The organism is Pseudomonas sp. TMP9, assembly GCF_037943105.1.
In the GTDB taxonomy this organism is placed as follows: Bacteria; Pseudomonadota; Gammaproteobacteria; order Pseudomonadales; family Pseudomonadaceae; genus Aquipseudomonas.
This window is the reverse complement of the sequence record NZ_CP149803.1, coordinates 420647-432858: the sequence shown is the minus strand read 5'-3', so window position 1 is coordinate 432858 and position 12212 is coordinate 420647. Positions and strand designations below refer to the sequence as shown.

The window sequence follows — 12212 nt, the reverse complement described above, 5'->3', positions numbered from 1 at the left end:
ACTCAGCTAAAGCGCACTCCAGACAGCCGCACCCGGCAACCGTTATGCTTTGCGCAACGGAGGGATGGCCATGCAGATATATAAAGTGGGCGGCGCAGTGCGTGATCGCTTGCTACACAGAAACATCAGCGAAATCGACTGGGTGGTTGTCGGCGCCAGCGCCGAACACATGCTGGAGCTCGGTTACCGCCCGGTCGGTGCGGACTTTCCGGTCTTCCTGCACCCGCAAACCGGTGAGGAATACGCCTTAGCCCGCACCGAGCGCAAAAGCGGGCACGGTTATGGCGGCTTTACGTTTTTCGCCAGCCCCGAGGTGACGCTGGAACAAGACCTCATCCGCCGCGACCTGACCGTCAACGCCATGGCCGAAGACGATCACGGCACCCTGATCGACCCCTACGGCGGCCAGCGCGACCTTGCCGCCAAACGGCTGCGACACGTTTCCCCAGCCTTCGCCGAAGACCCGATGCGAGTGTTGCGGGTTGCCCGCTTCGCCGCCCGCTATGCGCCGCTGGGCTTTACCGTCGCCACTGAAACCATGGCGTTGATGCGCGTGTTGAGCGAGTCCGGTGAACTGAGCGCACTGACGCCAGAACGCAGCTGGAAAGAGATCTCGCGCGCGCTCATGGAACCGCGTCCCGATGTATTTATTCAGGTATTACACGACTGCGGTGCGCTGCAGGTGCTCTTGCCTGAAGTCGACTGCCTGTTCGGCATCCCTCAGCCGCCCGCCCATCATCCAGAAATTGATACCGGCGTGCATGTCCTCAGTGTGCTGCGCCAATGCGCCGAACACCAGCAACCGCTGACCGTGCGCTGGGCCTGCCTGCTGCACGACGTTGGCAAGGGCCTGACGCCTAAAGCCGAGTGGCCGCGACATATTGCCCATGAGGTCAAAGGCGTGCAGCTGATAAGGGCGATTAATCAGCGCTGCAAGGCACCGAATGACTGCCAAGAGCTGGCGTTGAAGGTCGGCGAGTTCCACACTCACGGCCACCGTGCGCTGAAATTAAAACCATCGACATTGCTCAAGCTGCTGCAAGGCTTTGATGTGTTCCGCCGCCCGCAACGTTTTGAAGAGTTTATCGCTGCCTGCGAGATGGACGCCCGTGGCCGCCTCGGCTTAGAGCAACGCGCCTACCCGCAGGCCGACTACCTGCGCGCGGCCATGCACGCGGTACGCGCAGTGTCGGTGCAACCGTTGCTTGCGCAGGGGTTTAAGGGCGCCGAGTTGGGCCAGGCATTGGACCGTGAACGACTGCAGACACTGACGGCCTTCAAGACCAACGCCGCGCAGTGAAAATAGCCGCAGGGCGTGAACTAAGGCGCGGGATACGCCTGAATCAAGGTCGCCGGCGTCAGTGGCTGGTCATGCCAGCTAAACGCGATGGGCCACAACTGTTGTTCAATCTGAGCGGTTTGCCATAGGTCGGCAAACCTGCGCTGCTGTGCCGGATGCAGAACATCTGGCACCAGTAGAGCCAGCGGCCAGAGCACAAAGGCATTCTTCAGAATTTCTGCACGCGGCACGATGAGTCCGTTGAAATCACCGACTAAATCGCCATACAGCAACACATCAATGTCCAGCGGTAGGCCTTTACGCTCAGGCGCATAACGACCGTTGTCAGCTTCAATAAACTTCAGCCGCCGATTCAATTCAGCCAGCGGCAGCTCAGTAAAACCGACCACCACTAAGTTGAAGAACGTGCCGCTTTTGATGCCAATCGCTTGGCTTTCAAACACCGGCGAGCAGCGCATGTTGCTAAGCAAACCCGCGAGTGCATCCAGACCCGCGCACAGGTGCGCTTCACGGTCGATGTTGCTACCCACGCCGAGCAGAATGCGAGTTAGCGACATCCGCGCTCGATCTCCACACCGACGCCGCCACTGGCAGCTGCTACCGCACCAGGCTTGGTCAACGTGAGGCGTACCCACGGGATATGAAACTCGCTCATCAACACCTCGACCAAACGCTCGGCGAAGGTTTCCACCAAAATAAACTGCGCCTCGCTGGCAAATGCCTGAATGCGCTGCGACACCGTGGCGTAATCCAGCGCCTTGTCCAGTTCATCGTTGAGCGCGGCAGGGCGGTTGTCCCAGCCTAGCTGCACGTCTACGCGCAAGCACTGGCGAATGGTCCGCTCCCAGTCATAGGCACCGATCACCGTATCGACTTCTAGGCCCTTAATAAAAACTGTGTCCACGCACACTCTCCGCGGCACGACAAGGCTGTCGCACCTAGTTAGAATCAGGGTTCTCTTGCCCGGAATGGCTACCATGTTTTGGTTGTTGGTGATTCTCGCCTACCTACTCGGCTCGTTATCCTTTGCCATTTTGCTCAGCCGCCTGAGCGGCAGGCCAGACCCGCGCATCAGTGGTTCGGGCAACCCCGGCGCCACCAACATGTTCCGGCTTGCCGGTAAACAGCTGGCCATCCTGACGCTTATCGGTGACTTGTTCAAAGGTCTGTTGCCGGTATTACTGGCTAAATTCGGTAATTTCAGCCTGCAGGACCAAGCATGGGTTGGCTTGGCGGCTGTTATCGGCCACCTCTACCCGCTGTATTTTAACTTTCGCGGCGGCAAAGGTGTCGCCACCGCAGCCGGTATGCTGCTGGGCTTCTATCCGCCGGCGGCGCTACTGGCAGTTACCGCGTGGTTACTGACGTTCAGTTTAACCCGCACCAGCTCGTTGGCTGCTCTGATCGCTACGCCGCTGACGATACCGTTGCTGGCTTGGCAACAACCGGCTGCCCTCCTCCCCGTCTGTGCACTCACGGCACTGATCGTCTGGCGGCATCGCGGCAATTTACGCGATCTATTCGCCGGCCGTGAGCGGCATTTCTAACTCAACAAGGTGAATCTGGCTCATCCTGCAACCGGCTTATAGCGGCGGCAGTTGCTCCATAGGCCAGCGCGCCTGCACGTTGATGCTCAAGCACTCATGCTGCCCCGCCAGCAAGCGCTGGCAGCCGGCATAAGCGATCATCGCGCCATTGTCGGTGCAGAACGCAGGGCGCGCGTAAAACACCTCCCCCTGCAACTCTGCGAGCATTTTCTCCAGCGACTGGCGCAGCGCTTGATTAGCGCTTACGCCGCCGGCGATGACCAAATTATTCAACCCAGTTTGTTCAAGCGCGCGCTTGCACTTGATGGTGAGGGTATCGACCACCGCCTGCTGGAACGCCAAGGCAATGTCGCAGCGCGTCTGCTCGCTGTTGTCACCGGCCGCCTGGCACTGCTGCCAAGTATTCAGGGTGGAGGTCTTCAGCCCACTGAAGCTGAACTCAAGCCCCGGTCGGTCGGTCATCGGCCGAGGGAACTTGAAGCGTCCCGGCATACCACTCAACGCTAACTTGGCAATTTCTGGCCCGCCCGGGTATTGCAGGCCCATCAATTTAGCCGTCTTGTCGAACGCCTCACCGGCCGCATCGTCAAGCGACTCACCCAACAACTGGTAATGGCCGATGCCATCGACACGCACCAACTGGGTATGCCCGCCAGACACCAACAACGCCACAAACGGGAAAACCGGCGGCTGCTCTTCCAGCATTGGCGCCAGTAAATGCCCCTCCATGTGGTGCACCCCGAGCGCCGGGATGTCCCAAGCAAACGCTAATGCCTGGGCGCATGACGCCCCCACCAGCAGCGCGCCGACTAAACCGGGCCCTGCGGTGTAAGCAATGGCGTCGATAGCGGATTTATCCTTGCCCGCCTCATTGAGCACCTGACGAATCAACGGCAACATGCGTTTGACGTGATCACGCGAGGCCAATTCCGGCACAACGCCGCCATATGCCCGGTGCAGATCAATTTGGCTGAACAGTGCGTCGGCCAAGAGACCGTGCTCGCTGTCATAAAGTGCGACACCGGTTTCGTCGCAAGAGGTTTCCAATCCCAGAACCAGCATGGGCAGTGCCTTGTAGTAGAGTGGGCAACGTTGAAGGCGCGCATGATAAAGGCCGCCACTGCACGCCGGCCAGTGCTTTTCGATCAGAGGCTTTGCATTCCTCGCGACGAGGCGGTAACATCCGCAACCCTTAAAAACCTACGTTCTCCAGCGCCATTTGCCAGGAGTAACGTTACCCCCGGTAATAAAGAAGGTAAGCCCTGGATGCCAGCCGTCAAAGTTAAAGAGAACGAACCCTTCGACGTAGCTCTGCGTCGTTTTAAGCGCTCCTGTGAAAAAGCCGGTGTATTGGCTGAAGTTCGCAGCCGTGAATTCTACGAAAAGCCGACTTCCGAGCGTAAGCGTAAAGCAGCAGCTGCTGTTAAACGTCACGCCAAGAAAGTGCAGCGCGAGCAGCGCCGCAGCGTTCGCCTGTACTAAGCGCTACGGCTTCTGCCTGAACGTTTAGCTATAAGTAACGCTTGATACCCGGTCCCGGCCGGGTTTCGCTTTTAGACTCCGCGCCACCTTCGGGTGACGATCGGAGTCTTTTAGTTTTTGCCCATGCGTGCTCTGCCCCGCGCAGAACAGTATTCTGAGCGTCTATGGCCGGCCTGATCCCGCAGTCTTTTATCGACGACCTGCTCAACCGCACCGACATCGTCGACGTGGTCGCTTCGCGCATCCAGTTGAAAAAGGCTGGCAAAAATTACACCGCTTGCTGCCCCTTCCACAAAGAAAAGACCCCTTCGTTCAGCGTCAGCCCAGACAAACAGTTTTATTACTGCTTTGGCTGCGGTGCCGGTGGCAACGCCTTGGGCTTTGTCATGGACCACGACCAGCTGGACTTCCCCCAGGCGATCGAGGACCTGGCCAAGCGCGCCGGCATGGAAGTGCCACGCGAGGAAGGCTCACGGACTAACAAGCCACGCCAGCCCACCGACTCACCCCTATACCCACTGCTTACTGCTGCCGCTGATTTCTATAAACACGCACTGAAAAGCCACCCACAGCGCAAAGCGGCGATTGACTACTTGAAAGGCCGCGGCCTGTCCGGCGAGATCGCCCGCGACTTCAGCATGGGCTTCGCGCCGCCCGGCTGGGACAACCTGCTCAAGCATCTGGCCAGCGACAGCCTGCAGCAAAAAGCCATGATCGACGCCGGCCTGTTGATCGAAAACGCCGAAAGCGGCAAGCGTTACGACCGCTTCCGTGATCGCATCATGTTCCCCATCCGCGACAGCCGTGGACGAGTGATTGCCTTTGGCGGCCGGGTGCTGGGTGATGAAAAACCGAAATACCTGAACTCCCCGGAAACCCCGGTGTTCCACAAAGGCCAGGAACTCTACGGCCTATTCGAGGCACGAAAACATAACCGCAACCTCGACGAAGTCATGGTGGTCGAAGGCTATATGGACGTTATCGCCCTGGCTCAGCAAGGCCTGCGTAACGCCGTCGCCACCCTCGGCACCGCCACCAGCGAAGAACACCTCAAGCGCCTGTTTCGCGTCGTGCCGAGCGTATTGTTTTGCTTCGATGGCGACGCCGCTGGCCGCAATGCCGCTTGGCGTGCCCTAGAATCCACGCTATCAAGCTTGCAAGATGGTCGCCGCGCACGCTTTTTGTTTCTGCCGGACGGTGAAGACCCAGACACCTTGGTGCGCAGCGAAGGCACTGACGCTTTCCGCGCCCGCATCAACCAACACGCGCAACCGCTGGCCGACTACTTCTTCCAGCAACTCAGCGAAGAAGCTGACCCGCGCTCGCTGGAAGGCAAAGCCCACCTGATGACCCTGGCTGCCCCGCTGATCGACAAGATCCCCGGCAACAATCTGCGCGCCCTGATGCGCCAGCGTTTAAGCGAGATCACCGGCTTGTCCAGCGAAGCCATGCAGCAGATGACTGCACCTACGCGCAGCAGCCAGTCGAGCAGCAGCGCGCCGCCCAGCGACCATGCCGATATCCCCGACAGCGCCTACTATGATGCTGAACCGAGCCGCAACGAATACGAAAATCCCAGCCCCGCGCCAAACTTTGAGCGCACTAAAGGCAAGAGCAACTGGGCGAAAGAGGGCGGCAAGTGGAGCAAAAAAAGCCAAGGCGAGTTTGCACCGCGTGCGCCACGCACTGCGGTCAGCGTCGAATCGCCGCACCTGAGCGCTTTGCGCACTTTACTGCATCACCCGCAACTGGCGCAGAAAGTCGAAGACGTCAGCCACTTCGCCGCTGAAGATGACACCTACGCACAACTGCTGGTCGCTCTGCTTGGCGCCCTGCAGAAGAATCCTAACCTGCGCTCGATGCAACTGATCGCGCGCTGGCATGGTACCGAACAGGGCCGCTTACTGCGCGCCTTGGCAGAAAAGGAATGGCTGATTTCAGCCGACAACCTTGAACAACAGTTTTTCGACACTATAACTAGTCTGGTAGCCCGCCAACGCGAGCGCAGCTTGGAACATTTGCTGCGCAAAGCCCGTCAAAGTGAGCTGAGCGCAGAGGAGAAAGATCAGCTGCGTAGCCTACTTAGCCGAAATGCATCACCGGTAATCCCGAGCCCAACTGGCGCTTAGGAGTTTTACTCGGGTATAATCCGCGGCTTGTTTTTTGCCCGCCAAGACCTTCAGTGGATAGGGTGTTATGTCCGGAAAAGCGCAACAACAGTCTCGTATCAAAGAGTTGATCACCCTGGGTCGTGAGCAGAAGTATCTGACTTACGCAGAGGTCAACGACCACCTACCGGAAGATATTTCTGATCCGGAGCAGGTGGAAGACATCATCCGCATGATCAATGACATGGGGATCCCCGTACACGAAAGTGCTCCGGATGCGGACGCACTTATGTTGGCCGACGCCGATACCGATGATGCAGCGGCTGAAGAAGCCGCTGCAGCGTTGGCAGCGGTTGAAACTGACATCGGTCGTACGACGGACCCTGTGCGCATGTATATGCGTGAGATGGGCACCGTAGAATTGCTGACCCGCGAAGGCGAGATCGAAATCGCCAAACGCATCGAAGAAGGCATCCGCGAAGTCATGGGCGCAATCGCTCATTTCCCCGGCACTGTCGACAGCATTCTTGCCGAGTACACCCGCGTTACCACCGACGGTGGTCGCTTAGTTGAAGTCTTCAACGGCTACATCGACCCGGATGATGGCATTGTCCCGGCCGAAGCTGCCGCCCCTGTTCCCGCCAAAGACGGTGACGCTGAAAAAGACAGCGATACCGACGACAGCGATGACAGTGACGACGAGGAAGAGGAAGAAGGCGACGGTGGTCCGGACCCTGAAGAGGCACTGCGCCGCTTCACCGCGATCGGCGACGCCCTCAGCCTGGCTAAAAAGGCACTGAAAAAGCACGGCCGTAACAGCAAGCAAGGCATTGCCGCGCTGAAAGAAATGGCCACGCTGTTCATGCCGATCAAGCTGATCCCTAAACAGTACGACGCCTTGGTTGTGCGTGTGCGCAGCTCCTTAGAGCGCTTGCGCGCCCAGGAACGCGCCATCATGCAACTGTGCGTGCGTGATGCACGCATGCCGCGCGCTGATTTTCTCAAGCTGTTTCCTGGCAATGAAATCAATGCTGAATGGGCTGCTGGCCTGGCCAAAGGTAAAGGCAAGTACGCCGAAGCCATCGGCACCCTGCAAGGCGATATCCAGCGCTGCCAGCAAAAGCTGTCTGCCTTGGAAGCTGAGTGCGAGCTGACGCTGGCTGAAATCAAAGACATCAACCGTCGCATGTCGATCGGTGAGGCCAAGGCCCGCCGCGCGAAGAAAGAGATGGTTGAAGCGAACTTGCGCTTGGTTATCTCGATTGCCAAAAAGTACACCAACCGCGGTTTGCAGTTCCTTGATCTGATTCAGGAAGGCAACATTGGCCTGATGAAGGCGGTGGATAAGTTTGAATACCGCCGCGGCTACAAGTTCTCGACCTATGCCACTTGGTGGATCCGTCAGGCGATTACCCGCTCGATTGCCGACCAAGCCCGCACCATTCGTATTCCGGTGCACATGATCGAGACGATCAACAAGCTCAACCGTATTTCCCGGCAGATGTTGCAGGAAATGGGCCGTGAACCGACCCCGGAAGAGCTGGGCGAACGCATGGAAATGCCTGAGGATAAAATCCGTAAGGTATTGAAGATCGCTAAAGAGCCGATCTCCATGGAAACCCCAATCGGTGACGACGAAGACTCGCACTTGGGTGACTTCATCGAAGACTCGACCATGCAGTCGCCAATCGATGTCGCCACCGTTGAGAGCCTTAAAGAAGCAACCCGCGAAGTACTCTCTGGCCTCACTGCGCGTGAAGCCAAGGTTCTGCGCATGCGCTTCGGCATCGACATGAATACCGACCACACCCTTGAGGAGGTCGGTAAACAGTTCGACGTAACCCGCGAGCGGATTCGTCAAATCGAAGCCAAGGCACTGCGCAAGCTGCGCCATCCGACGAGAAGCGAGCACCTACGCTCCTTCCTCGACGAGTAACACCAAAACCCCCGGCCTGCCGGGGGTTTTGCATTGCGGGCAACTACCCAGGGCTGCTGGGCAGGTCTACAATTTCTTCATAGACCATCAAGCGAGCCAACCCATGCAGCGTGTTTCGGCCATCCTCCTGTTGTGCCTGGCGTGCTGGACCTTGCCTGCGCTTAGTCTAGAGCTCACGCCGGCCGAGCAAACATGGCTCGCCGAACATCCGCAACTGAACTTGGGCGTAGACCGCGACTGGCCACCCTACGAATTTATCGATTCCGACGCGTACTATCAGGGGTTGGCTGCCGACTATGTGCGCCTGATTGAACAGCGCCTATCAATCACGTCCCGGCCACCGCTTGAACAAAATTGGAGCGAGGTACTGAGTGCAGCGCGAGCGGGTAGCGTGCAGTTATTGCCCAGCCTGATGGCCACTCCCGAGCGCGAGCAATACCTAACATTCACGCGCCCCTACCTCGACTTCCCGATTGTTATCTTGGCGCAAGAGCAAGGCCCGCAACCGCGCAGACTAGCGGATCTGCAAGGGTTAAGAATTGCAGTCGTCGATAACTACGCCACCCATGAATTACTCCGCGACAAGCACCCCGAACTCAATCTCTGGCCGCGCCCCAGCATCGCCGCCGCGCTGCAGGCATTGGCCACAGGGCAAGCTGATGCCATGGTCGGTGATTTGGCTTCGAGCATTTGGCACCTGCGCCAACTCAAACTCGACGGCATCATCGTCAGCGGCCAGACTCCATATCGCTACCAATTGGCGATGGCTGTGCCAAAAAACAATGCCATTTTGGCCGGCATGATCGACAAGGTGCTGGCCGAGCTTACGCCGGATGAAATAGCCGAAATTGAACAGCGCTGGGTTGGCGAGTTACTCGACCAGCGCCAATTTTGGCGCAGCGTGCTGCTGTTTGGCCTGCCCGCCCTGCTGGCGTCATTGCTGATCATAGTGAGCATTTTGCGCATCAACCGCCTCTTGCGCAGCGAGATGCATAACAGCGCACTACTGGCGGGCGAACTTCGGGACCGCGAACAGCATTACCGTGGCTTGGTGGAAAGCTTAAATGCCATCACGTGGCAAATGGACCCCCGCGACTTTTGCTTCACCTATGTCGCACCCCAAGCCGAAAAGCTCCTCGGCTATCCCATACAAGATTGGCTGCAGCCCGGCTTTATCGAACGCACCTTACACCCCGATGATGCCGGCCATACCCTCTATTATTGCCGCACTGAAACTCAGGCTGGACGTGACCACAGCATGGATTACCGCATGCTAGCCGCCGACGGACGCGAGGTTTGGGTGCGCGATATCATCACCTTGTCGCCGCAGGGCGACGAACAGATGATGCGCGGCTTGATGATCGACATTACTGAAACCAAGCGCACCGAGCAGGCGCTGGCCTTGTCGGAGCAAAAATTCGCGTCGGTATTCCATAACAGCCCCGACATCATTGCCTTGCTCAACCTCAATGACGGCCGCTTGCTAGCGGTCAATCACACCTTTGAACAACAAATCGGCATCAGCGCCGCCGAGGCTATCGGCTTCACCTCATCAGAGCTTGGCCTTTGGGTTGAGCACGACATCGGCCCGCACACCCTCGAACTGCTGCGCAGCGGTCATACACATAACATTGAGAGTACATTCCGGCGACGTGATGGCAGCCAGTTCACTGCACTGATTTCTGCACAAAAAATCACCCTCGACAATAACCCTTCCTTGATCGTGGCGGTGCGTGACATCAGTGCGCTGAAGGATATTCAGCAGCGCCTCAAGCTGTCCGAGGACAAATTCGCTAAAGCCTTCCATGCGTCACCGGACGGTATGCTGATCACCCGCCTGAGCGACGGCCAACTGCTCAACGTCAACGAAGGCTTCAGTAGCATCACCGGATACAGCATCGACGAAACGATTGATAGCACGACCCTGCAACTGGGTATTTGGGCTGATCCGAATGAGCGCACCCGCATGTTCGAGCAGGTGCAGCAACACGGCTCCGTGCGTGACTTCCGCGCGCTTATTCGCACCCGTAATGGCTCGCTGCGCACCTGCGAGATGTCGGTCCAGCCCATCCCGATTGAGGGCGAGACCTGCATGCTGACCATCGCCCGCGACATCACCGAGCGCGTGCGCATGCAGGAAACGCTCAAGCAAGCCGCTACCGTGTTTGAAAGCACCGCTGAAGGCGTAATGATCACTGACCTTGAGCAACGTATCACCGCCGTCAACCGCGCCTTCACCACCATCACCGGCTATAGCGAAGCTGAAGCCCTTGGCCAGTCGCCACGCCTACTCGCCTCGGGCAACCACGACAGCGCGTTTTACGTCGCCATGTGGCACAGCCTCAGCGCCTCGGGCCATTGGCAGGGCGAAATTTGCAACAAGCGCAAAAATGGCGAGCTCTTTCCAGAATGGCTGACCATCAGTGCCGTACGTGATGGTGACGGCATCATCACCCACTTTGTCGCTGTCTTTGCCGACATCAGCTCGCTCAAACATGCTCAAGCCAGCCTCGATCATCAGGCCCATCACGACCCTCTCACCGGCCTGCCCAATCGCACCCTGTTCGAAGCGCGCCTCCATATCGCCATCGCAGACGCGCTGGTCGATCAACGCATGGGCGCAGTGCTGTTTATCGACCTAGACCGCTTCAAACACATCAACGACAGCCTTGGCCATCCGGTCGGTGACCAACTGCTCAAGAGCATCGCCACCCGACTGAAAATGCACCTGCGTGATATCGACACCCTCGCGCGCTTAGGCGGTGATGAATTCATCATCCTGCTACCCGGATTGCAACAGAAGGGTGACGCCGAGCAGGTGGCAAACAAACTGCTGGAGTGCTTCAACTTACCCTTCCGCTTCGACGAGCAAGAACTGTTTATCAGCGCCAGCATCGGCATTAGTTACTACCCAGACGATGGCGAAGACGTCGCCACCCTCGTGAAAAATGCTGACGCTGCCATGTACCGCTCCAAGGCGCGCGGGCGCAACCGCGTCGAACTCTACACCCGCGATCTCACCTCCCAAGCCAACGAACGTATGGCCCTAGAGCGCGAATTACGCCGTGCCATCGAGCAAGAACAACTGCAGCTTTACTACCAACCAAAACGCTGCCTAAGCAGCAATCGCCTGATCGGAGCCGAAGCGCTTCTACGCTGGTACCACCCAGTATTTGGCGAAATCTCACCCGAGCGCTTTATTCCGCTGGCCGAAGAGACCGGCCTAATCATCGCCCTCGGCGACTGGGTATTGAGCCAGGCTTGCTGGCAAATGCAGCAATGGCAACAACAACACGCGCCCTTCGGCCCGCTGTCGGTCAATTTGACTGGCATACAACTGCGCCAGCCGCACCTGCTGGAACGTATCGCCAGCATGCTGGAAGATAACTGCCTCCCCCCGGAACTGCTGCAACTGGAAATTACTGAGAGCTTCATCATGAATCAAGCCGAAGAAGCCCTAAGCCTGCTGCATCAACTTAAAGGGCTGGGTATTCAATTGGCCATTGATGACTTCGGCACCGGCTACTCCTCGCTCAGTTACCTCAAGCGTTTGCCGGTTGACACCCTAAAAATCGACCAATCCTTCGTGCGCGGCCTACCCGGCGACAGCAACGATGCCGCCATTGTGCGCGCCATCATCGCACTGGGCCGCAGCATGCAACTGACCGTCATCGCCGAAGGGGTAGAAACCAAGGCCCAAGAACAGTTCTTCGCCGCCGAGGGCTGTGAACAGATTCAGGGCTTCATTATCAGCCGCGCCATCCACCCCGACGCGTTCGCACAAAACTTCCTCAGCCCTCGCCTTACGGTTGGCACTGCCGAGAAGGCACCGGTATAAT

The 12212-nt window shown here is 58.1% G+C and carries 9 protein-coding genes; 6 read left to right on the top strand and 3 right to left on the bottom strand.

Annotated elements, in window-relative coordinates; genetic code table 11:
• Window positions 1-70: 70 nt before the first annotated feature.
• Window positions 71-1300 (top strand): multifunctional CCA addition/repair protein, encoded by a 1230-nt coding sequence (locus WF513_RS02030; RefSeq protein ID WP_339081093.1) that lies wholly within the window; start codon window positions 71-73, stop codon window positions 1298-1300.
• A gap of 20 nt (window positions 1301-1320) precedes the next feature.
• Here WF513_RS02030 and folK read toward each other — a convergent pair whose 3' ends face one another.
• Window positions 1321-1857: a 2-amino-4-hydroxy-6-hydroxymethyldihydropteridine diphosphokinase gene (folK, locus tag WF513_RS02025; RefSeq protein WP_339081092.1), complete on the bottom strand. Its 537-nt coding sequence runs from the start codon at window positions 1855-1857 to the stop codon at window positions 1321-1323.
• Window positions 1848-2204 (bottom strand): dihydroneopterin aldolase, encoded by a 357-nt coding sequence (folB, locus tag WF513_RS02020; protein WP_339081091.1) that lies wholly within the window; start codon window positions 2202-2204, stop codon window positions 1848-1850. The genes folK and folB overlap by 10 nt, the downstream gene beginning before the upstream one ends.
• 73 nt (window positions 2205-2277) lie before the next feature.
• Between folB and plsY the strand changes: the two genes are divergently transcribed.
• Window positions 2278-2847: a glycerol-3-phosphate 1-O-acyltransferase PlsY gene (gene plsY / locus WF513_RS02015; RefSeq protein ID WP_339081090.1), complete on the top strand. Its 570-nt coding sequence runs from the start codon at window positions 2278-2280 to the stop codon at window positions 2845-2847.
• A 36-nt stretch (window positions 2848-2883) separates the two neighbouring features.
• Here the strand turns inward: plsY and tsaD are convergent, their stop codons facing one another.
• Window positions 2884-3909, bottom strand: a complete 1026-nt coding sequence (gene tsaD, locus WF513_RS02010; RefSeq protein WP_339081089.1) for a tRNA (adenosine(37)-N6)-threonylcarbamoyltransferase complex transferase subunit TsaD — start codon at window positions 3907-3909, stop codon at window positions 2884-2886.
• 204 nt (window positions 3910-4113) lie between these two features.
• On the opposite strand from tsaD, the gene rpsU reads away from it, so the two are divergent.
• The 4 genes from rpsU to WF513_RS01990 all read left to right on the top strand — a co-directional run bounded on the left by rpsU (window position 4114) and on the right by WF513_RS01990 (window position 12211).
• On the top strand, window positions 4114-4329 hold the full coding sequence (rpsU, locus tag WF513_RS02005; protein WP_003296736.1) for a 30S ribosomal protein S21: 216 nt from the start codon (window positions 4114-4116) through the stop codon (window positions 4327-4329).
• A 164-nt stretch (window positions 4330-4493) separates the two neighbouring features.
• Window positions 4494-6458 (top strand): DNA primase, encoded by a 1965-nt coding sequence (dnaG, locus tag WF513_RS02000; protein ID WP_339081088.1) that lies wholly within the window; start codon window positions 4494-4496, stop codon window positions 6456-6458.
• 67 nt (window positions 6459-6525) lie between these two features.
• Window positions 6526-8373 (top strand): RNA polymerase sigma factor RpoD, encoded by a 1848-nt coding sequence (rpoD, locus tag WF513_RS01995; RefSeq protein WP_339081087.1) that lies wholly within the window; start codon window positions 6526-6528, stop codon window positions 8371-8373.
• Window positions 8374-8476: 103 nt separating this feature from the next.
• Window positions 8477-12211, top strand: a complete 3735-nt coding sequence (locus WF513_RS01990; protein ID WP_339081086.1) for an EAL domain-containing protein — start codon at window positions 8477-8479, stop codon at window positions 12209-12211.
• Window position 12212: the final 1 nt, after the last annotated feature.

Bases quoted from the DNA above. Each gene is read 5' to 3' on its own strand.
- WF513_RS02030 (WP_339081093.1), top strand. From the start codon at position 71: ATGCAGATATATAAAGTGGGCGGCGCAGTGCGTGATCGCTTGCTACAC.
- folK (WP_339081092.1), bottom strand. From the start codon at position 1,857: ATGTCGCTAACTCGCATTCTGCTCGGCGTGGGTAGCAACATCGACCGT.
- plsY (WP_339081090.1), top strand. From the start codon at position 2,278: ATGTTTTGGTTGTTGGTGATTCTCGCCTACCTACTCGGCTCGTTATCC.
- tsaD (WP_339081089.1), bottom strand. From the start codon at position 3,909: ATGCTGGTTCTGGGATTGGAAACCTCTTGCGACGAAACCGGTGTCGCA.
- rpsU (WP_003296736.1), top strand. From the start codon at position 4,114: ATGCCAGCCGTCAAAGTTAAAGAGAACGAACCCTTCGACGTAGCTCTG.
- dnaG (WP_339081088.1), top strand. From the start codon at position 4,494: ATGGCCGGCCTGATCCCGCAGTCTTTTATCGACGACCTGCTCAACCGC.
- rpoD (WP_339081087.1), top strand. From the start codon at position 6,526: ATGTCCGGAAAAGCGCAACAACAGTCTCGTATCAAAGAGTTGATCACC.
- WF513_RS01990 (WP_339081086.1), top strand. From the start codon at position 8,477: ATGCAGCGTGTTTCGGCCATCCTCCTGTTGTGCCTGGCGTGCTGGACC.